Raw genomic sequence first — 21,390 nt, forward strand, 5'->3', positions numbered from 1 at the left:
AAAAGGAGCCTTTCGGCTCCTTTTCCATTGTTCATTATCGCATTAGCTGCTTATGCAGCTTCTACTACCAGCTTCGCATGCATTGTCGTATGACCTTGTCCGCAAGGGATCGAGCATTCGATCAAATATTCGCCCGGCTTATCGAACTCTAGATCTGTTTCCGGGTGGTCGTTGTCAAGCTCAACTTGCAGATCTTTAATGTGAACGCCGTGAATGCCGCTCTTATTCTCAAGCTTCATCTTAACTTTGTCGCCAACCTTCACCGTGTACGTTTCTTGGTCGAACGTGAAGTCATTCGATGCCACAAGCTTCAGAAGCGATACGCCTTCTGGCAACGAGGCAGCCTCGTCAACAGGCTTAGCCGGCAAGCCGAATGTGAGCATATAAACGCCCAGCAACGACGCCGCTGTAAAAAGTACGAACATAATCCATTTGTGCATTGCTACGTGCTCCCCTTTGCGATCATAATGTCTACCTCTTATATTACATAAGATCGTCCGAAGTTCTCAACCTTAAACTGAGCAAAGAGGAAAAGTTTTTTTGTTTTTTTGACAAAACCATGAACAATTCGTGAATTAACGTGACAAATACTGCTTGAGTACCCTTTCGGACTCGGCCTTCACGAAGCCCCACAGCATGAAGAAGCGGTGATGGTAGCCCCGGCACATGTAATGCGCGCTTAATCCGTCCGCCTCCTGCTTCTCTTCATATACTTTAATGCCGGTTTCGCGGAATTGCCGCCTAATGGCGGACAAATCGAGCAACACCCGATCCTGCACCCCGCGCAGCATCGACTCATAAAGCCTTGGCAGCTTGATCGAAGCCGTCCCTATCACCCGAATGTCATGATCCAATATCCGCATGACGATGCCAAGCAGCTCATACCGCTTCACCAGCTCCAGCTCCTCGTCGGTCTGAACGGGTGGATGCGAAGCCGCCTTCGCCTCGCTGCGTCCTTCTTCCTTGCTTACGGCCATAGCTTTCCCTCCTTGCACAGCCGCCTAGCGTAAACGGCTGACGCCGTCCTTTGGCGGCAAAAGCTTACGTTTCGCGGTGAAATATAGGCGTAAGGATAAGTGTGAAACTTATACTCCTATATTTAAATAAGAACATCTGTTCTCATTATATCCAATGACAGCTTGTTCATGCAATAGAGAAAAAACTTCCTGCTGCCAATCGCAGCCTTAGCCCTGTCCGCCAAGGCGCTTATTTCTTACGCTTAAGCACCTCGATAAGCTCGCGCAGGCGATCAGGCATCGGCAGCCCCATTCGGCCGTAATTTTCCGTTATGGATATGAGCTCGTTCGCGATATAAAAGTAGATTGCCGCACCCATCGTCACATCATGCAAATCCAATAAAATATCGATGCGGTGCGCAAGCAAAATAACGAGCAGCATTAACCCTTTGCGTGCAAGCCCCCAAGCGCCGAATGCGCTGTTAAGCCCTCTTCCTTCCTTGATCGATGCCGTTACGCCGGTAACATAATCAACTCCCATCGCCACTACTAATAGAGTAAGGGATTCAATCCATGAGCCAAAAGCAAAGGTAACGATCGATCCTAGTATTCCGCAAATTGAGCATAGTAAGACTAACGGCATATTTTGTCACCCCATATTCAATTAAATTTGCTATATACTATGCTTCGGGCATCGAGGTTGTCCGTGACAAGTCTCAAATATTCCCTTACTATCTATGAAACGGGCATAACCTATTTTGCGTTAATAGAGAAGGAAATAGGAAAGAGGGGCTACGATGCAGCTCATAATGAAACTTGCTTTCAAGCTCGTGCGTTTGAACCATTATTTGATTGCCGCGCTTACGCTGGCGCTCGTGGCAATCAGTTCTGCTCTCGCTTATGTGATCGAGCCCGAGACGTTCGGGACGTGGTTTAATGCGGTATGGTGGGTAATGACGACGGTCGCGACCGTCGGCTACGGCGATTATTTTCCGAAGACGGTGCCAGGCAAAGTGCTCGCAATGTTTCTATACGTATTCGGCATCGGGCTGCTGAGCTTGTTGATCGGCAAAATCATCGACGGGGTCGCCAGTTTCCATAGGAGAAGGGAGAGCGGCACATTGAAGGTGCAGGAAAGCAATCATATTATCGTCATTAATTGGAGCAAAAAAGCTCAGCTAGCCATCGAAGAACTGCTCAGCTCCGAACCCGGCATACATATTGTCATTATCGATAACGCCGAGAAACATCCTTATGATCGGCCGAACGTGCAATTCGTCAGCGGCGATCCAACCTCGATCGAAGTGCTGGCGATGGCGAATATTCATGCGGCCMGCTCCGCTATTATTTTCGCCGATCCGCGCATCGACGACGCATCGCTGATCGACGGCAAGTCGCTCTTGATCGTCTCCAGTATCGAGCAAGCGGCGCCGGCCGTTCATACGACGGTAGAAATCGTGATTGAGAAGCATATTCTCAATTTCCGCCACGTACAAGTAAATGATTTTATTTTATCTCATGATGCCGTATCGAGGCTCGCCGTACGCTCCGCCCTGAAGGAAGGCAGCGTCGATCTGTTCACACAGCTGCTGAGCAAGCAATACGGCGAGGACGTATTCGACATCAATCCTGACCCTGCCTGGCAAACTTATGGCGACGCTTTCGCCGCGCTTCTTCGCCAAGGAGCGACGCTTATCGCAGACCGAACGGATATGAGCATCAACCGCAAGCTGGATACGACAATTCCGGCAGACGCTCGCTTGTTCGTCATTTCCAACGAAGATACGATTCAGAAGATCCGATCCGAAAGGCGGTCCTAACTTATGTCCTGCCCTCTATCCTATGTGGAGTGGTCCGAATACGAGCAACGCGTCCTGCGCACGATTGCCGAAGCAACCGTATCGCAAGGGGAGCTATTCGTCCGCAAGCTCGTCAACGCAACCGCCGTGCGCAACGGTCTGTATGAGCACACGGCTAATGAATCCGAGGACGGGCAGCAGCATCTTATTTATATGAAGCCGTACAGCGAATTCGACGATTCCATCTATGGAACGGCGATACGAACCGCTCTCTACGAAAATTGCAGCGTTTCTCCTTATCTGGAAGCTGAGTTTCTGCTATGGAACGGCTATCGGTTCAACCCATGCGTGCTCGCAATGAGGCCGCTGGCCGGTCAGCTAGACTTCGCACAGCTGCTACTGGACCATTACATTGTCTCAGAGCGGAGCACCTACGAAACGGTGTATACCATTTATGATATGGACCGCAGCAAAATCGTCGTATTTTTGAAAGGAGTCAATCTGTAAATGAAAGACGAGCACATAATGAAGATGGCCTCGCAGAGCAGCGAGCCTTCCCGTCCTGCGAAATGGCGATCGAACAGCCAGAAGGCGCTCGCCTTCGCCCTCATGCTTACCGTTCCGGTCGCGTTAAGCGGCTGCAATACCGCAAGCAGCTACGATTGCGATGATTTCAACAACAACAATTATTGCGACGATGACGGCACTACGGTTATAGGCAGCGGCAAAAAAATAAAAAAATCGTCCAGCATCAAGTCCAGCACCAGCTCCTCCAAAGGGTTCGGCAGCTCCGGCTTCAGCAGCGGAGGATAACGCCATGCAGCGAGTTATCCCGCTGGGCCTTACGGCGGAAGAGCTGTTCCAAGGCGAGCTTGCAGAGCGCCTTCCTTATCACCGGATGTACGGCAAGCAATATTGCCTCCCTTCCGTAACCTTGTATGCGCGCGATGAATACGAGGAGCTTCGAAACGCTTCCGAGCTTGTGGACCGCATTTATTGGAAAGCGCTTCGGTTCGCCCAGCGCTGCCTGCCGGACCAGTTTTTATCGGTGCAACTGGGCATTCACCCTTCTTTGGTCGATACAGCGCGAATTGAGACGCCTGCACATGGACTCTCCAGACAAGATTGGATCCTAAGCGCTGACGGTATGAAATGTATCGAGAACAATACCGATACGCCGTCGGGCGTACCGGAAGCTGCTTATCTTGGCAACATCGTTGCCGGTCGCTATACGCCTTACCGCTCGGCCGCGACGGGAATGCGCGATTGCATGCTGGAAGCCTTCGGCGGGTTGATCCGCCATTATCGCGAAGCGGGACTGGACGGCATCATCGCCTGCAGCAGCTATGATTGGCATCTGGAGGACAAATGCAATACCGAATATGTGGTGGACGTCATCCGCGAGCTTGGTAATGAAGCGATCTATGTACCGCTCGATCAGCTTGAGATTATTCCTGGAGACGGCCTGTACGCCGACGGCAAACGTATCGGTATTTTGTACCGGCTGTATCCGCTTGAATATTTGATCCATGATACCGACGCAGACAGCGGATTCAAGGTCGGCGAAGCCTTGATTGAGCTCGTTGCGGAAGGGAAGCTCGGTCTAATCAATCCGCCGCAAAGCGCGATTACGCAAAGCAAAGGTTTTATGGCGCTGATCTGGGCTTTGTATGAAAGGAACGAGCTGTCGTGCGACGTTCTGGGACATCCGCTGTTTGACGCCGGTGAGCTTGAGGCGATTCGCGCCTACCTGCTTCCTACCTATTTTGAGAACACCGTCTTCTTGCAGGAGCATATTCCCTTCGTGGCCAAAGGCTACTGGGGGCGCGAAGGCAAAGGAACGGCGCTGTACGGCGCGGACGGATTGATGGAACAAGATGAGTGGGGCAATCAGGAGGATGCAGAGGAAGCCGACGAAACAAAGCAATATTACAGCGGGCAGCCGAAGGTATATCAGCAGCGTGTCCCGATGGAGAATACCTCCGTACAGACAGAGACCGGAATATACGAAGGCTATCTGCTTACAGGCGCATATGTCATAGGCGGACGCTTCGCGGGCCTGTTGCCGCGTATCGGCGGCATCATTACCGGCGATATGGCTTACTTCTGCCCCGCCGTCGTGCAGCAGGACGAGTAGGTCGATATCGGAGCGGAGTTACGGTTAGAAGCAGATTTGTTTTACATATCTAAGATGATGCTTACGAAGCAGTTTTGCTTCGCAAAACTTTAAGGAGGTTTTAACGATGAATGATTTTTTGGAAAATGCGGGTAACGTCGGTATCGGACTCGTTATTATTTTTGTTATTCTCGTCGTTGGCGCATTCGTATTCAGCAAGCTGACGCGCTACGACGATGCCAAGGAAATTGAGAAGGGCAACGAAGCGGCCGGCCTGTACATGGGCAGTAAGCTTCTCGGCCTCTGCATTATCGTCGGCATGGTGTCTTTCAGCTCGGACTCCTGGGTATCGATGCTCATTTGGTCGGGTATCGGCATCGTCATTCTTTGCCTCGTTTATATCATCTTCGACTTCCTGACGCCGCGCTTCAAAGTATGCGATCAGATTGCTCAGGGCAATATGGCCGTCGCGCAGCTGCTGCGCTCGATCATCATCGGCGTATCGATCGTCATCGGCACGTTCCTGATGTAACCGGCTTAAAGCAGCTGGAGAATCACCAACACCTCTACATGCGAGAGGGCCGGTGTTTTCTCCAGCTATCTCTCCCCCGCGCCCCTCTTGCCCAATTGCAGCTTCTCCACCCGCCTGCTTCCTCCAGCATAAGCCGAATTTCCCAGCCTATTGTCAGCCAAACACCAACAATGGCTCCTCATAAGCCGAACAATACATCCTATTTCGCCCAACCTTTGACTCGGATAGACATTCCCGCCTCCTTCCTTCAATAATAAGCCTGGTTTCTCGGCCTATCATCCGCCAATGCCACTTTTATCGGATATAAGATGCATTTCTCATCCTGACTGCTTGCTCCCTACCCGTTCATGACATATAGCCCGCCAAAAATAAAAGGAATCATCGCTGTACCCGGCGAGATTCCTCTTATGTTTGCTTTGCAGCTTATGCTGTTTCTCCTTCAATGTCTCGCTTCGTTTGGTCAACGGGTTAACCCCCTGCCAGCTTCCTCTGAGCAGATCAGGCGCGATACGTCCTTGCTTAGCCATCTTCTCTCTAGCTTTCCTTGCTTTGCTTATAGCCATTGTCATTGCCTCCTAGGCTTAAATATACGTGCTCTCTATCATTATATGCTGCCGGCGCATTTTGCGAAAGAGGCGCGAAGAGCGCGAACGATGCCGTAATGAATCGACTCCAGGATGAATACATATAGTTTCAAGCGCAAGGAGCAGAGGGCGTCCGCCGGCATGCAAAAAAAAGTTTGCGTTGCCATCTATTGCTTGAAACATTTTGTATCATTCCTTCGTTTTAGAGACTAATCAAGGAATTGAAGCCAATAGGTGGAAACGTACGCTGCAGCTATTTTAAAGGAGGAATGAGCTATCCGAAAATTATTGTTAGTTCTACTGTCCGCCATTTTGTTGTTTGCAGTCATGCCTGCTGCCGCTACGGCAGCCGATGATTTAAGCACGGAGGAGAAGTACCGCTTCTTAGTCAATGAAGGCATATTCACCGGCTTTGCAGACGGAAGCTCGCAGCTCTATACGACCATGACGCGTGAGCAATTCGCGACTGTGCTGTTAAGACTGTGRGATCTGACCGAGGACTCATCCAAAGCGATTTATACCGACGTACTTAAGACAAGATGGTCTTATGGCGAAATACAAGCCGTATCCAGAGCAGGCCTTATGCAAGGCGTGGGCAAAGGAAAGTTCTCGCCAACGTCGAACGTAACCATTGAACAACTGGCAGCTGTTCTCGTACGCGGCTACGGTGCATCCGGCGAAGCTTCCAACACCGTATACGGCAGCGTCTCCGCATGGGCGAAACGCGATGTCGGCGTAGCGCTGAACAAAGGCTGGATCACGCCGCAATCCGACTACCGCACGAACGCGCTGCGATCGCAGCTTGTACAGGCGGCTTACTCCGTCTATATCGATATGAATCCAGACAAAGATCCGGAGCGCGAGAAGCTCGAGGTGAACTCAATCGTCTCCATATCGAACAACGTGCTGCTCGTCGATCTTCGCAAGTCCGTCAAGGAAATATCGCTTGACCAGTTCAAGCTGAGAGACGATTACGGCAGAGATGTCCGCATTCAACGCGCTTCGCTAAGCGATTTCGGAACGCTCGTCACCTTGACGACCGACAAGCAAACAAGCGGCAAGACGTACCGGCTTACCGTCGACGGCGATACTTGGAGCTACAAAGTGTACGAGAGCGATCCAGAACCGCCGAGAGATACGACTAAACCGCGCATCACATCCAGCAAAATCACGAGCGAGGCGAAGATTGAGCTCGTATTCAGCGAGCAGGTTACGGAAAGCTCCGCCGAGAACTGGTCCAACTACCGTTTTAGCAACAATCTCGATATTACGGGCATCGACCTGTCTTCAGACCGCAAGAAGGTTACGATCACGACCGAGAAGCAGGAGTCCGGAACAGTCTATACGCTGACGGTCAAAAATATTAAAGACCTTGCCGGAAATACGATGGATTCCCGCAGCGATCTGTACTTCGGCGCCGTAGTCGACAGAACTGCCCCGGCCGTAACCAAGTTCACGCAGCAGGGCAATAAGATCGTTATTACGTTCAGCGAAGCGCTCGATAGCGGAACGGCGAATGACGAAGACAACTATGATATTGACGGCGGACTAGACAATCCGACAAGGGCAACCTACAACGAAGATGACAAGACGGTAACGCTCACGACGACGAATCAGACGAGAGGCAAAAAATATACGCTTACGATCAATGGCGTCAAAGATAAGGCAGGCAATGCCATCGCCGCGAACACGAAGCTCGTCTTCGCTGGAGAAGGCAGCTACGAATCGCCTGCGGTCAGCCTGCAATCGATCATCGCCTTGAACGAGAACACCGTTGAAGTCGATTTCACCCGCTCGCTTGCCGGCATTTCGTTAAGCTCCATCGACATCGACATCGTGACGGATAACGGTAATACCGTATCGATGTCCGGCTGGCGCGTCTATACGTCGCTAAAGCCAGGTGACGACACGATCATCCGCGTCCAATTCGCAACGAGAGATAACGGCAATCCTTCCTTGTTCAAGCAAGGCCACGTCTACGTGGCGAAGGTGACTGGAATGCCGGGTCTCGAGACGGCAAACAACGCGAACAGCGCGCGCTTCGCAGGTGTCGATGAGGCTAATGGCGCGCCTTATGTGACAAAAATCGTACCGGTCAACGCAACTGCCGTTACCGTCTACTTCAGCGAGCCGGTCAAAAACGTAAGTGCCGACAGCTTCCGTCTGACGAACGACAGAGACGATTCGGTGCGCATTAACGGAGACCAGTTGAACGACCGCAATCGAATCGTTACCGAAGTAACGCTGAACCTAGGCGATCGATTAGCTAACGGCAAAACCTACCGCATGAACTTCGTCTCCGGCGTCACGGATGCGGCCGGCTGGAACGGCCTCGTTACGAAGCAAGGCGACTCGCCGTATGTCGTCTCCTTCCAAGGCATCGACCAGCAGAACGGAGCGCCCACGATTCAAGGGGTTACCGTGAAGGATCGATACAATTTCGAAATTATATTCAGCGAGCCCGTTACAGGAGCGGACAACGACGTCTATTCGCTCTACAACGAATCGGATAAAACAAACGTCCGCATTACGGACGACGGTTATGCGCTCTACGAGCTGTCAGCTGACCGGCAGAAAGTGACTGTTCATCTGAATGCCGAGAATGCAGGCCCGCTTCGCCAAGATAGAAGCTACAAGCTGTCCTATGAGGCGGACGACGAGGATATCGCCGATCTCCAAGGCAAGCTCATCGAGCAAGATGCCGCCGTTCATTTCAGCGGCTCCGATCGCGATAATGCCAGGCCGTATATTACAGCCGTCGACGGTTGGTCGACGGGATTGTATATTACGCTGAGCGAAACGGTCAAAGGCAATCCTGCCGGCGCCTTCGAGATCGTAACGGCAAGCGGCAAGAAGCTGAGCCCGACCACAACGACGCTGCAAGGCAACGTCGTCACGCTTAAGCTGCCGACGACCTCTGTCGGTACGGTCGTCAACGTTAAGTTCTCCTCCCAAGGCGCAGAGTCGCTGCTTGATCTGAACGGCCAGCAGCCCGTCGTAGAGACGATCTTCTACACCGTGCGCTAATCTAACAAAAAGCAGGCAGCCCCGAAGGTCTTCACCGACCTTCGGGGCTGCCTGCTATTTTCTACCGCAAATGCTTCATCGCTTCCTTCTCGCTCAGCGGCGATAAACCGGCTGTCGCAACGTAGCGGCTCACCGCTCCCGCATCCGTCTTCGCATATTCGCGAAGCGCCCAGCCGATCGCCTTGCGGATGAAGAACTCGCTGTCGTCCTTGCAGCGCTCGATATAGTCCGTCAAACGGTCGAAGTCGGTGCTATGCTTATATTTCAGCTGGTACAATATCGCCGACCGTCGCAGCCACATATTGTCGCCCTTTATCCAGCGATCGGGATAGTCCGTCACTAGCTGCGGATACGCCGACAGCTGCCTGCCGATGAGATGGGACGCGATGAAATCAACCGTATCCCACCAGGAATGCTGCGTCACAAGCGTTTCCAGCACATCGATATGCCGCTCGCTTGCATGCTTCCCGTATTTCTCCAGCAGACTCATCGCCGTATAATGAAACTCGCGCTCCGGCAAGCTCCACAGCTGAAGGGCCGTCTCGCGCAGCTCGTCCCCTTTCGGCAACGGATTCGCTTTCCAGAACTCGCGCGTGAGCGCCTGCCGCTCTGGATTGCGAATGCCTAGAAACAGAAACTGATTGCGCATATACGCCTCCATCGGCGCAGCCTGCTCCGGATCGGCATGCTCTCTCAGCCAGCCTCAAACGCCGCGGCGCATTTGTTCACCATTCCGGCAACTCTCCTCGTCCATTATCGTTTGGTCCATACGGATCGCCGGTATCTTCATCCATTGTAGCGGTTCGATCATCATCCATAAACGAATAGCTCTCTTCATTCGCCGCATCCTGAATTTCCTCGGAGGTTAACGTGTAATAACCGTATCCGTCAGCGTCGTGTTTCTTGAGCGCCTTCTGCTTCATATAGCGCGGACTTCCCTCGGCCGCATCGTCGTCATAGAMGAGCAGGATGCCGTCGGTTTTGCGGAATAGCAGATCATCTCTCGCCGTCAGTTGCCATACGCCGCTATAAGGCTGATTGCTGACGGAGGAATAGTAGTCGACGCCCTTCAGCAACTGCTGAAAGTACTCCTTCTTATCGTCCTTCCAGTTCTCCTCGGGATTGCTGTACGCCGCAATAATAGACAGCTTCAGATGCGGATACGTCTCCTTGAGCGCAATGACAGCTTCGCACGCCCATAGATCAACGCCGTATTGACCCGGCGTAATGACCCATTCCAGTCCATCCTCGATAATAGGAATGAGCTTGTTCGTCAGCGCCTTCTGAATATAACCGATCCCTTTATGCTTCTGGTTGAAAATTTGCAGCTCATGCGCCCGGTATCCCGTTACTAGCAAGTTTTTCATACATTCACGCCTTCTTCGTATGTCGCCTGTTTCTCTATTACCCTACTATATCATAATGAGGCGGAACGATGCGAAGAGGCTGTCACAACGGTTCAACAGCACCGATAGACAGCCTCTTCGTCTGGGCTTCATCATTTGTCCGCGCCCTTCACGCTAAGCAGCGAGCCTAGCTGCTCCAACACGTTGCCGCCGCCGGTAAGCGAGATCGTGCCGATCTTCTCGCATATTTTCTCCAGAAACTCAAGCTCCTTGAGCCGGTACAGCGTAACGTTCTCGTCCATCAGCTTCGCCGTGTTCAGCAGGCTCCGAGTCGAGGCCGTTTCTTCGCGGCGGGTAATGATGTTGGCTTGCGCCTTCTTCTCCGCGAGCAGCACCGTGTTAAGAATGTCCTTAATCTCGCCTGGCAAGATAATATCCTTAAGACCTGCCGATACGAATTCCACGCCATAGCTGTCGCTCTTCTCGTTCAGGCGCGATAGGACGAACGCCGCGATTTCCTGCTTCATGCGCAGCAGATCGTCAAGCTTCATCGTGCCGACATACTCTCGCAATATGAGCTGGAGCAGGATATACACTTGATCCTCGAACGACTTGATCGCGAACGCCTTGAGCGGATCGACAATCTTATATTGGCAGACGAAGTTAAGCCTAAGCGTTACCTTATCCTCCGTCATTATCTCTTGGCCCGTCATGTCGAGCTGCTGCTGACGCAGGTCGAATGTTTTCACCAGCACGGACGTTGGGCTTTTCCAAAAATAATATTTGCCCGGACGGAGCTCCCGCTTAAGCACATTGTTATAGAACAACAAGCCCGTCTCATGGTTTGCGACCTCCGACATTTGATAATAGCCCTGCAGCTTGTTCAAGGCGATCAGGCTAACATCGGAGCTTATCTCCGGATTTCGGAAGTCAACGGTCACGAACGTATGCTTATGCAGAACATTCCAGTATGCGTATGTGCCGGCCGTTAGCAGCGAGACGAACTTGCCGTCCCGGTAATGGAGCGCGTATTCATAGTCTTGCACGTCAATGACGGTCAGTTCCGAAAGCAACTCCGCATCCTTCAAAAAAAGATTCAAATCTTTATTCGGCACATCGAATCGTTTCGCTGCATTCAGCACGACGATCGACTCCTCGGAAAACATCGTATAGCGATAGACGCCTGGCGGCAAATGCTTCACATAGCTGCCTTTCTTGAACAGCAAGCCGCGCTCGTCGTCTTTGATCGTTACTTTAGTAAACATATCAACACCTCTTTACATGTCGTTTCATTTCGGTTGATGGGTGACCTGACCTGGACGGCAATTTTCCTGTCGATGAGACGGAACCGGGCTTAAGAGGAAGGGCGGCGTGCCTCATGCGCGCAGCCATCCATAAGCGGCGACAAGCTCGCTTGCCGCTTGCACCGCGGTATGTCAGGCGTGAGCGATGGAGCATGCGTTCCTTAAGCGGTATCCGCACGGCTGCTTAGTCCATCTTCAGTCGGAGTCTATGTAAGCCCTCCGTGAAAATTGCCGAGGCTGGTCGTTAATAGGATTAGGTTCTCTCGATTAAAAGTCGAGTGCTCTACCATGAGCGTGCGTGAAAGGCACGTGGGGAATCGAACCCCTGCTTCATACTACATGTGGGAGATTAGCGAGGCGATGCGCGATACAGCATACAAGCGCATAACATGCGCAAGCACTGCGGGACTCTATGAAATCCCAGCCAAGGTATGCCACCCCTGCCGCTAACCTCATCTATTATTGATGTTATCTTTAATAGCGCATTGGTAAGCGTAAAAAAACTAGATGCCCTTGATCGCAGCCATCGGCTTGCATTTGGCGACGACGCCGGCTAACGACGCGCCGACAACGCTGTCGATAATTTGATCGACGTCCTTGTAGGCTTGCGGGCATTCATCCAGAATGCTCTGCAGCGAGCGGTGATTCACGAGCACCTCATCGTCCGTGCCGACCTTCATCGATTGCTCGAATTGGTCGACCGTGACGAGCAGCTTCGTCGCTTTGCGCGATCTCGCCCGCCCCGCTCCATGGCAGATGGAATAAAAGTTTTTCATTCCTTCCTCGCGGCCAACCATAATGTAGGAGGACGTTCCCATCGAACCGGGGATCAACGCCGGATGCCCCGTCTCCTTGTATGCCGCCGTGTTCAAGAAATGGCCTGGCGGCAACGCGCGCGTCGCGCCCTTGCGATGAACGAGCATCGGTTGATTGCGGTGGAATTCCTTGAGCGCGTAATTATGCATCAAGTCATACAGCACCGGCAGCTCCATCCCCTCGCCGAACACTTCCTTGAACGCTTCGCGTACGCCGTAAGCAATCATATGGCGGTTGCTTACCGCAAAGTTAAGCGCGGAGTACATCAGATTCAGGTACGTCTGCCCTTCGCGGCTCGCGATTGGCGCGTAGATCAGCTGCGGGTCGGGATTGCTGACGCCCCATTGACTCATCGCTTCCTTAATGACGTTGTTATGCTCGCGCCCTACCATTGCTCCCCAAGAACGGGAACCGGAGTGGATCATGACGACGACTTGCCCGTCGAATAAGCCCCATTTTGCCGCTACCGCCTCGTACTCCTCGTTAATTTCCAAGTACTGAATCTCGATAAAATGGTTGCCGCTGCCCAGCGACCCTAATTGGCCATGCGCATGCTTACGAATCTTGGGAGGCAGTTGCTCGAGATAAGCGTGATCATATGGGAAAGTGGATTGCTCCACATGGGTAAGCCATTGCTTATTCGGAATATATTTATCCGGCAAGCCCTTGAGGCCGTTTCTTACGACGCTCATAATATCGATGTCATTGTAATTCGTATTCGTACGCTCGTTCGTCGGGACATATTTTTCGATTGCCGCAATGAGGCTTCGGCGAATCTCTTTATTTTGTATATCGCGCTTATGCAGCGGCGTTGTATGAACGCGCATGCCGCAGCCGATATCCGAGCCTACGATCGATGGCGATACGCAGCCGTTCTTCATGCTCCATACCGCCGTCGTGCCTATGCATGTTCCTACTCCGACATGCGCGTCCGGCGTATAGCTCATATAGACGTTGCGCGGAATTTGCAGATTGTTGTTCGCCATCTCGAACACCTTCGGTTCGAAAGAAGCGAGCACTTCCTCGTTGGCGAACAGATGAAGCTTGCCGCTCGCAAGCTCTAGCTCGTAGTGATTGCCGCCGTGGTTTTTGTAAGGATGGTTCAATTGAAGTTTCATCATAACTCCTCCTGACTCTATGTCCGTATATCGTTAATGTTTGATTCGAATGTTGTAGGTTAAGGCGTCTTACGAGTTCTATCATGACTCATTTCGTTAGCTGCGAACATGGCGAAAGTATTACAAAGCATAATCAAATCAGAAATTCGATGATACAATGGATAAATGAGGACGCCTCTGGAGAGGAGCAAAACGAACATGGCAAGAGAAAGCTTCGATAAGGAAATTCAGTTTTTGCGGATGCTGGCGCTAACGAGCGGCGCTTACAGCCGTCAGCAGTTCGCCGACAGGCTCGGCATTTCGGTACATACCTTCGATAAAACGCTAAAGCGGCTTAAAGAAATCGTAAGCACGGTTCACCAGCAGCTTCCCGCGGAGCAGAGCAAGGAGCTGGCGGAAACGATCCGGTTCAATTACTTCGACAGGGCCGATCCGATGCTGCTCTTCCTATTCCGCGCCAAGTCGCTCAAGGAGTCGGAGAGCGAACGCATATCTCTGCTGCTCGCGGCGATGAGCGACCAAGCGCGGACGGCGATGGAGCTGCTCGATATTTGTTACGCAAGTCTACCGGAGGAGCAGGCTCTGCCCGATGAGAAGACGATTCGATCCGACCTTAAATACTTAGAGCAGGTCGGCGTCATTCGCAAAGCTCCCGGACCGCGCCCATCCCGCTACCGCCTTCATAACGATTGGCTGACAGAGCTGACAGAGGATGAATGGCTTGATCTGTACGATTTTGTAGACGTTATGGCGAATACGCAAGTCCCTTCGCTCCAAGGCTATCTGCTGCGCGACAGCTTGAAGAAGCAGCTGCTGCGCAGCAACGTGGAGCAACAGGCGCTAGGCGCTTTTTTATATAAATATCATTACTACTCCCGCCTGCTGGATGAGGCTCATCTGTTCAGCCTGCTAGCCGCCATTGAGCAGCGCAAATACGTTACGTTTCTCTACTTCTCGCCGAAAAAAAAGAAGAGCTATGCTTCGCAGAACACGAACCCGCTATTCGAACGAGATTCCGAGGGCGTATTGGAGCGGGCGTTGCCGCTGAAGGTCGTATACGATCATCAATACGGCCGTTGGTACTTGCTCGCCTACCATGCGCGGCATAACATTCGCAAATACCGGTTGGAAGGCGTCACCCAAATTGCGGATGACGGCGTATCTGCTCCCGCCGAGCTGTTCGGGCAGAGGCTTGCCGAGCTGGAGGAGAAAATCGCTTATTCCTGGCTCATCGATACGGGAAAGCGGGTTACGGTTCGGCTGCGGTTCTTCAATCCCGGCGACGGCTCGCGTAATTTCGTGAAGGACCGCGTGCTTCATCAAGGGCAATGGGGAGTCATTGTTCAGGAGGATGGAATTTCCTTTCTATACGAGATTGAAGTGAACGGAACGCTGGAGATTAAGCCATGGATACGCAGCTTCGGTTCAAGCTGCGAGGTGCTTGAGCCAGCCCAGCTGCGGCGGGAAATGATCGAGGAATGGAAGGAGCTGAAGTCGTATTATGAATCCGTTTGAGAAAATTTTCAATTATCAAGTCATCTCGAAGCTCGACGACTCCGGCACATTCCTAGCCACCGCTCACGAGAGGAGCTGGCTGAAGACGATGCTGTCCGAAGCTGCCTCGCAGCACGCATTCACTCCGGAGACGCTGAACAAGCTGCTGACAATGCTGGAGGCTGATCCCGTGCTGCGAACGGACGACCGACTCAGCGAGAAGGCACGCAGCAAAGTCGTCCATGTGTACCATCCGCTGCTGCGTCAACTGCGGCGAGCCATTATGAATCGAAGCGGGATCACGCTCAGCTTCCTGACGAAGGACGGCAGCCTTAACGCTCGCCAGAGCGCTGTTCCCTATAAGCTCGAATATTCGATGGTGAAGCGGGAATGGTACCTGCTATGGTTTCACCTTAGACGCCGCAAGCTGCTTACGACAAGGCTGAACAAGATTGTCGATATACAGGAAATGGATCTGCCGCCTTCGCAGTATGAGCAGCTTCAAAGTTCTATTCGCCGGTTGATCGACAGACGCAATATGACGGTGGCGATCGAGGTCGTACAGCAATACAACGAAGAGCTGTCGCGTATCCTTTACGCTTTCTCCTGCTTCGATAAGAAAGTCGAATACGATGCCGTTGCCCATGTGTACACGATTCAGCTGACCTTCCCCGGCGAAGAGCAGGAATATGTGCTCTCCAAGCTTCGTTTTCTAGGCAAGCGGGTTAGACTCGTAGACGGCGATTACTTAAAGAGCCGAATGCTGAACACAGCCAATATGGCGCTTGAACGTTACGGACAGTTGGATTAAAAAACACCCCTTCTCAGAGGCGGCTTATTGCAGCCCCCGGTTGAAGGGGTGTGCGTTTGTTTTGAGCTTCATGAGTGGATTTTGTGCAGTCAAATGGACGGAGGATGGCCAATGAGGACTCAAATGCCGGTTTTGACTGTATGGTTTCCACTCAAGAGTCACTTAATAGGCGATTAGCCCAATTAGACTTTATGAAATACAGGCTAATCGTAATCGTAATTAGGTAACCTTCTACCAACGTTGCAAGCATCGCTATACGACGTAGCGGGCAATAAAATCATGGACTTTGCGCTCATAGACAGCTTTATTCGTGCTATAAGCGAGTCCGTGCCCAGCCCCTTCCGCGACGTACAGCTCCTTCTCCGTATGGCAAGCGTCATACAGCCGGTAAACCATCTCCGTCGGCACGAACGTATCGTCGCTGCCGTGAATGAACAGCATCGGCAGCTTGTTCCGCGCCAATTGGCGCAGCGCCGACGCTTCCGCGAAGCTGTAACCGGCCTTTAGCTTCGTCAATAAGCTGGTAGCCTGCAGAATAGGGAAAGCCGGCAGCTTGTACAGCCGCTTAAGCTGGTATGCCAATTGGTCGCGCACAGACGTATAGCCGCAATCCTCGATAATGGCCTTCACTTGCTTCGGGAGCGGTTCTCCGCTAACCATCATGACGGTCGCTCCGCCCATGGATATGCCGTGCAGGACGATCCGGGCTTCTTCCCCGACGGTATCCACCGTCTTCCGAATCCACTGCAAATAATCATTCCGATCAACCCATCCGAAGCCGATGTAGTTCCCTTCGCTCTCTCCATGCCCCCGGTCATCCGGCATCAGCACGTTATAACCGAACTGCTCGTAATAGAAACGAGCGATAAGCCCTAGATCCTTGCCTTTCGACGAATAACCGTGTGCCAAGATAACCGTATTCGCGGTAGGCGATTTGGCCGGCAAATAATAGCCCTGAAGCTTAAGACCATCCTTCGTCGTAATATGCCAAATCTGAGGGTTTTGGCTGTCTACCCACTGTACGCCGTCCAGCTCGAGCGCGGCGGGCACATCCTCCTCCTGCAACCCAAGGTCGATCGCCGATTCTGCCTCGCCGCCCCCGTCGTTCTGAACCAGATCTCCGCTGCTGCTAAGAAAGTCTTTGGACCCGCGCTTGATCGCGAGGTTATAGAAGTAAACACTAATGACAGCCAGCACGGCTATCACGATAAGCACTAATAAAATGATCCCGATTACGACTACGATTCCGTTCATATGCGTCCGCTCATTTMACCTTGGATTGCCAGCTAACCAGCCACCCATCCCGCGCCTTCTCACATGGCTCGCTGCTCGCTCTTATTTGATCCATTAGCTTTGTATTTGAATCCATAGTACCATTATTAACCTTAAGTTTGCCATCGATCCGGCATTCCATGCACGTCAGGCTGAAGCTCGGTTCAGCTCATTATTTGCGTTTTGCGACCTTATCCCAAATAAGATCGCCGCTAACCGCATCGATATAACGTAAAGTTCTGCTGTGACTTCCCTCGAAGGGCAGCTCGTCCTCGGAGGCAATGGATTCATAAATAAGCCGATAGGCGGACGGCGGCTTATCTTGATCTTGATTTTGATCTAAGTACCATCTTAATCGCAGCCGATTGTAGGCCAAATATGGCTTCAACGCATCTTCAGCTGTAAGTGACGGCTCAAGCTTATGCTGCTCCAGCTTATGGAGCAGATACGCGGATACTCCGCTATAGAGCAGCACCTCTCCGGTTGCTGTGCTGACGCTGATCGTGACACGCTCCAGATGAAGAGGCACGTCACTGATATAGACAGGCAAATAAAAGAACTCCCGCTCAACGGCTTCGGCTTCTCCATCCCCAGAGCCGTGCGCTTCTTGCAACTGGAGGTAGCGATCGTACTCGGGAAACACAAGCTCCATAAATTGCTTCGCACGGCGCCAGCATTCGGGACGGCTTAGCGGCGTCTTCGAACCCTCCGTACGTGCAGCACTTACTCGGCGGCTATAACAGCTGTACTCGATAAGACGTCCGGTCGACTTCTCGAACCGAAGTCTATGCGAAGCACTCATGTTGCGCAGTTGCTCGCCCCATCTCCGTTCCATATAACCGTCAACCGACAGAGCTTCCGCCTCTGTGCTTGGCTGTTTCTCATCCTTGTGCCTATAAATCAGCGTAATGAATTCGCCATCGTCATGGCTGCGATCAAGCCTATACGCCCGGCTATCCACGCCTAGCTTCGTTTCGATCTCGGCTCGGTCGGCTTCCGCATACCGAAGAGGAGCTTGCATGATTCCTTCTCTTCTCAAGATAGGGAAACTAGGCGGCAAACGGTAGTGATCGGGTTCGTATAGATCAAGGCCGGTCGACGCATCAAGCATACGCCACTCATCAGTAGGAACATAGACGAGCCTGTATGCGTCGTCATCATCAATCGTATCTGCATCGACGGCATAACCTTCATGGACAGCAGGGTGCATGGCAACTATCGCAAGCTCCATACGAAGCTCCCGCTGAAGCCGTGATTTGATCGTATCGGCAGTCGTTATTTCCTTCGGCCATTCCGGCCTTGCAGGCATGTCAGCGCCATAGCAATTCCGATATCTGATCACGTTCAGCTCGGCGTCAAGCGTCAGCTCGCAGCCGGTATCCGGCAGTGCAACACCGCCGACCTCTTCCCTGAACGTCATATACGTGCAGCTTTGTCCTTCTTCTACATGCACCCATGTTAGTCGAGAAGGATCAACTGCATGTTTCGTTAGAAAAGCATCCGTAACCGCCTTTACATCCTCCAGAGGACACTTGCGCGGCCCGGCCGGCTGACTGGCGGATTCGATTCGCAATTCGAGCAGCGCAGCAGTGTCCAGATCAAGCGCGATCTCAATGCGCTCTTCAGAATGCTTTGGATGCTCCCAAATATAGCCGCGTTCCCGCGCATCATCCTTAGGGATGCTGTCCTCCATCACAAGGAGGTAGCCGGGCGGAATTACCGTAACCGCCATCGCTGCCTCGCGCAGCTTGTTGTGATCCATAGACAACTTCTTAATCTCCTATTCGGTTTCGTCTCCTCCGGGTACAGCTATCGTTAGCGATTGTCTACTTTCTCCGGATAGAGATCATGATTCATAAGGCGGAAATCTGCCATTTGCTCGTATTTGGTGCCTGGCTGGCCCCAATTGCAATACGGATCGATAGAAATGCCGCCTCTTGGCGTAAATTTCCCCCATACTTCAATGTAACGCGGATTCATGAGCGCAATCAAGTCGTTCATAATGATGTTCATGCAATCCTCGTGGAAATCGCCATGATTGCGGAAGCTGAACAAATACAGCTTTAACGACTTGCTCTCGACCATTTTCACATCGRGAATATAAGAAATATAGATCGTCGCGAAATCCGGCTGCCCCGTCATCGGGCACAAGCTCGTGAATTCAGGACAATTGAACTTGACGAAGTAGTCCCTATTCGGGTGCTTATTATCGAACGTCTCTAATATTTGAGGCGCATATTCAAAAATATAGTTCGTTCCTTGATTGCCAAGCAGCGTCACGCCGTTCAGCTCTTCTTTGCTTCTTCCTTCCATAACCGATACCCTCCAACTTTGTTCTAAAATGGTTCATGCTCTAAACGCCTTTCTTATTGCCCCAAACCCATGTATGCAATTGCGGCAGCACATGTACGCTGCGCAGCTCCGAATTGTGCATTACTTGCTCGATGAGCCATTCATAGCGCTCTACCAAATAAGGAAGCATTTGCGTAGGCTCCGTCTCTCGCAGATTCGCATTGCCCGCCTGTACATAGAACGGTACGCCTGGATAACGGAGATGGACGAATGTCGCATATTCCAAATCCAGCTCATCGAATACGACCGTTTTCAAGCAGAAGCTGCGCGACTTGCTTTGCAGCTTGCCCACAATATCGTCAAGTACGGCCCAGTCCGTCGTCATGCCGGAGCTCGGCGGCTTCGGCGACAGCGTCAGATCGTCAATGTCCAAGAACCAGTCCTGCCATCGGCTTCCCTGCGTCTCAAGCGCAGAACGAATCCCCCGCTCGTGCAGCCCATCAATTAACTCGCCGAGGGCGGGCAGCAGAGCAGGATTGCCGCCTGAGATCGTCACATGATCAAAGCAGTCTCCGCCCAGCGCGCGCAGCTTCCCTATAATTTCATCCGCTGCGAGCATTCGGATATCGTCCTTGCCGGTGCCGTCCCAGGTGAAGGCGGAATCGCACCAGCTGCACCGATAATCGCAGCCGGCTGTGCGGACGAACATCGTCTTGCGTCCGATGACCATTCCCTCGCCTTGAACAGTCGGGCCGAACAGCTCCAATACCGGAATAAGCTTCGAATTAGCGCTCATCGACTGCCGCCGCCTTTCGCTTCGGCCGATATACGCAATAGCTTGTAGGCGTCTCGCGAAGAAACACCTGCAAGACGCGCGGCTGATTGGCAATAGCGTCCAGATAATTCTGCACGAGCTCAGCGATCGTGCGCGCCACGACTTCCGTCGTCGGATATCGCTCCGGCTGCTCGTCGCTGAAGCTCTCCGTATCGTCATTAAGCAGCGTATGATCGAACCGATCATGGATCAGCCGCTTAATAATCGCGAAATTCACGAGAAAGCCGGACTGGTCGAGTTCGTCGCCCGCTACCGTCACGTTCGCATAATACGTATGTCCGTGCGTTTGGCGGCACTTGCCTGCATCTTCCGAAGGGACAAAGTGCGCTGCGGCGAAATGAAAGTCTTTGTTCAGCTCATAACTATAATCATGCGCGACCGAAGGATATATTTGTTGAAGCATCAATTAACCTCCTCCTTGTCGCCTTTAGCCTCCAAGTAATCATCAAGCCCTTTCTGACGAAGCAGACAGGCCGGACAATGTCCGCAGCCGTCCGATGGAATGCCGTTATAACAGGTCAACGTCCGCTCCCGCACATAATCGAAGGCTCCAAGCTCGTCGGCAAGCGCCCACGTCTCTGCTTTGTTCAGCCACATCAGCGGCGTATCGATAACGAAAGGATAATCCATCGATAAATTAAGCGTTACGTTAAGCGACYTCACGAATACATCCCTGCAATCGGGATATCCGCTGAAGTCCGTCTCGCATACGCCGGTAACAATATGTGCAGCGCCAATCTGCTTCGCGAGCACAGCAGCGAACGTTAGAAACAACATATTGCGTCCGTCAACGAATGTCGTAGGCAGCTCGCCTTCTTTATGTTCAATCTCGATATCGTCGCGAGTCAGCGCGTTAGGCGCTAACTGATTCAGGAGCGACATATCCAAAATATGATGCTTCACGTTTAAGTCTTTCGTAATCTGAGCGGCAACCTCAAGCTCTAGCTTATGGCGCTGTCCGTAATCGAACGTAATCGCCTCTACTTCATTGAACCGCTCCATTGCCCAGAATAGGCATGTCGTGCTGTCTTGACCGCCGCTGAATACGACGACTGCTTTACCTTGCTTCATGCTCCATCTTCCTCTCG

22 protein-coding genes are annotated in these 21,390 nt (G+C 52.2%); 8 read left to right on the forward strand and 14 right to left on the reverse strand.

The window, feature by feature from the left end; all coding sequences use genetic code 11:
* Positions 1-50: 50 nt before the first annotated feature.
* The 3 genes from AB4Z33_RS14405 to AB4Z33_RS14415 all read right to left on the reverse strand — a co-directional run bounded on the left by AB4Z33_RS14405 (position 51) and on the right by AB4Z33_RS14415 (position 1,599).
* A complete protein-coding gene (locus tag AB4Z33_RS14405) occupies positions 51-440 on the reverse strand; it encodes a cytochrome C oxidase subunit II (protein ID WP_442050561.1) in 390 nt (129 codons plus the stop codon).
* Positions 441-575: 135 nt separating this feature from the next.
* Complete coding sequence (locus AB4Z33_RS14410; protein ID WP_337103728.1) at positions 576-977, reverse strand: hypothetical protein; 402 nt, start codon at positions 975-977, stop codon at positions 576-578.
* Positions 978-1,206: 229 nt separating this feature from the next.
* Positions 1,207-1,599, reverse strand: a complete 393-nt coding sequence (locus AB4Z33_RS14415) for a phage holin family protein (RefSeq protein ID WP_442050562.1) — start codon at positions 1,597-1,599, stop codon at positions 1,207-1,209.
* A 154-nt stretch (positions 1,600-1,753) separates the two neighbouring features.
* On the opposite strand from AB4Z33_RS14415, the gene AB4Z33_RS14420 reads away from it, so the two are divergent.
* The 5 genes from AB4Z33_RS14420 (at position 1,754) to AB4Z33_RS14440 (ending at position 5,403) form a co-directional block, all read left to right on the forward strand.
* A complete protein-coding gene (locus AB4Z33_RS14420) occupies positions 1,754-2,776 on the forward strand; it encodes a potassium channel family protein (RefSeq protein ID WP_442050563.1) in 1,023 nt (340 codons plus the stop codon).
* Positions 2,777-2,779: 3 nt separating this feature from the next.
* Positions 2,780-3,262, forward strand: a complete 483-nt coding sequence (locus tag AB4Z33_RS14425; RefSeq protein WP_442050564.1) for a hypothetical protein — start codon at positions 2,780-2,782, stop codon at positions 3,260-3,262.
* Entirely contained in the window at positions 3,263-3,568 is a 306-nt protein-coding gene (locus AB4Z33_RS14430) for a hypothetical protein (protein ID WP_442050565.1), read from the forward strand.
* Between the two features lie 4 nt (positions 3,569-3,572).
* The gene (locus AB4Z33_RS14435) at positions 3,573-4,892 is read left to right on the forward strand and encodes a glutathionylspermidine synthase family protein (protein WP_442050566.1); all 1,320 of its coding nucleotides are present in this window, start codon (positions 3,573-3,575) and stop codon (positions 4,890-4,892) included.
* A 106-nt stretch (positions 4,893-4,998) separates the two neighbouring features.
* A complete protein-coding gene (locus tag AB4Z33_RS14440) occupies positions 4,999-5,403 on the forward strand; it encodes a DUF350 domain-containing protein (protein ID WP_442050567.1) in 405 nt (134 codons plus the stop codon).
* A 317-nt stretch (positions 5,404-5,720) separates the two neighbouring features.
* On the opposite strand, the gene AB4Z33_RS14445 is transcribed toward AB4Z33_RS14440, so the two are convergent.
* Entirely contained in the window at positions 5,721-5,966 is a 246-nt protein-coding gene (locus AB4Z33_RS14445) for a hypothetical protein (protein WP_442050568.1), read from the reverse strand.
* A 309-nt stretch (positions 5,967-6,275) separates the two neighbouring features.
* Here AB4Z33_RS14445 and AB4Z33_RS14450 point away from each other — a divergent pair, with 309 nt between their 5' ends.
* Positions 6,276-9,014, forward strand: a complete 2,739-nt coding sequence (locus tag AB4Z33_RS14450; RefSeq protein WP_442050569.1) for an Ig-like domain-containing protein — start codon at positions 6,276-6,278, stop codon at positions 9,012-9,014.
* A gap of 61 nt (positions 9,015-9,075) precedes the next feature.
* Here the strand turns inward: AB4Z33_RS14450 and AB4Z33_RS14455 are convergent, their stop codons facing one another.
* The 4 genes from AB4Z33_RS14455 to AB4Z33_RS14470 form a co-directional block, all read right to left on the reverse strand.
* Positions 9,076-9,711, reverse strand: a complete 636-nt coding sequence (locus tag AB4Z33_RS14455) for a DNA alkylation repair protein (protein WP_442050599.1) — start codon at positions 9,709-9,711, stop codon at positions 9,076-9,078.
* 28 nt (positions 9,712-9,739) lie between these two features.
* Positions 9,740-10,381, reverse strand: coding sequence for a DUF1273 domain-containing protein (locus AB4Z33_RS14460; protein WP_442050570.1), 642 nt, complete (start codon positions 10,379-10,381; stop codon positions 9,740-9,742).
* A gap of 131 nt (positions 10,382-10,512) precedes the next feature.
* The gene (locus AB4Z33_RS14465; RefSeq protein ID WP_442050571.1) at positions 10,513-11,625 is read right to left on the reverse strand and encodes a slipin family protein; all 1,113 of its coding nucleotides are present in this window, start codon (positions 11,623-11,625) and stop codon (positions 10,513-10,515) included.
* A gap of 542 nt (positions 11,626-12,167) precedes the next feature.
* The gene (locus AB4Z33_RS14470) at positions 12,168-13,598 is read right to left on the reverse strand and encodes an RtcB family protein (RefSeq protein WP_442050600.1); all 1,431 of its coding nucleotides are present in this window, start codon (positions 13,596-13,598) and stop codon (positions 12,168-12,170) included.
* 198 nt (positions 13,599-13,796) lie between these two features.
* Between AB4Z33_RS14470 and AB4Z33_RS14475 the strand changes: the two genes are divergently transcribed.
* Both AB4Z33_RS14475 and AB4Z33_RS14480 read left to right on the forward strand, forming a co-directional pair.
* Entirely contained in the window at positions 13,797-15,113 is a 1,317-nt protein-coding gene (locus AB4Z33_RS14475; RefSeq protein WP_442050572.1) for a helix-turn-helix transcriptional regulator, read from the forward strand.
* Complete coding sequence (locus AB4Z33_RS14480; RefSeq protein ID WP_442050573.1) at positions 15,100-15,903, forward strand: WYL domain-containing protein; 804 nt, start codon at positions 15,100-15,102, stop codon at positions 15,901-15,903. The genes AB4Z33_RS14475 and AB4Z33_RS14480 overlap by 14 nt, the downstream gene beginning before the upstream one ends.
* A gap of 252 nt (positions 15,904-16,155) precedes the next feature.
* On the opposite strand, the gene AB4Z33_RS14485 is transcribed toward AB4Z33_RS14480, so the two are convergent.
* The 6 genes from AB4Z33_RS14485 to queC all read right to left on the reverse strand — a co-directional run bounded on the left by AB4Z33_RS14485 (position 16,156) and on the right by queC (position 21,373).
* Positions 16,156-17,157, reverse strand: a complete 1,002-nt coding sequence (locus AB4Z33_RS14485) for an alpha/beta hydrolase (protein WP_442050574.1) — start codon at positions 17,155-17,157, stop codon at positions 16,156-16,158.
* Positions 17,158-17,347: 190 nt separating this feature from the next.
* Positions 17,348-18,937 carry a YcdB/YcdC domain-containing protein gene (locus tag AB4Z33_RS14490; protein WP_442050601.1) on the reverse strand — a complete coding sequence of 530 codons (1,590 nt, stop codon included), beginning with the start codon at positions 18,935-18,937 and terminating at the stop codon, positions 17,348-17,350.
* A 53-nt stretch (positions 18,938-18,990) separates the two neighbouring features.
* Positions 18,991-19,488, reverse strand: a complete 498-nt coding sequence (gene queF / locus AB4Z33_RS14495; RefSeq protein ID WP_442050575.1) for a preQ(1) synthase — start codon at positions 19,486-19,488, stop codon at positions 18,991-18,993.
* Between the two features lie 40 nt (positions 19,489-19,528).
* On the reverse strand, positions 19,529-20,263 hold the full coding sequence (gene queE, locus AB4Z33_RS14500) for a 7-carboxy-7-deazaguanine synthase QueE (RefSeq protein ID WP_442050576.1): 735 nt from the start codon (positions 20,261-20,263) through the stop codon (positions 19,529-19,531).
* Positions 20,253-20,705 carry a 6-carboxytetrahydropterin synthase QueD gene (gene queD, locus AB4Z33_RS14505; RefSeq protein WP_442050577.1) on the reverse strand — a complete coding sequence of 151 codons (453 nt, stop codon included), beginning with the start codon at positions 20,703-20,705 and terminating at the stop codon, positions 20,253-20,255. Before queD ends, queE begins: the two co-directional genes overlap by 11 nt.
* Positions 20,705-21,373, reverse strand: coding sequence for a 7-cyano-7-deazaguanine synthase QueC (gene queC / locus AB4Z33_RS14510; protein WP_442050578.1), 669 nt, complete (start codon positions 21,371-21,373; stop codon positions 20,705-20,707). Before queC ends, queD begins: the two co-directional genes overlap by 1 nt.
* Between the last annotated feature and the right edge of the window lie 17 nt (positions 21,374-21,390).

This window comes from Paenibacillus sp. 2TAB19 (genome assembly GCF_052115185.1).
Taxonomy (GTDB): domain Bacteria; phylum Bacillota; class Bacilli; order Paenibacillales; family Paenibacillaceae; genus Pristimantibacillus.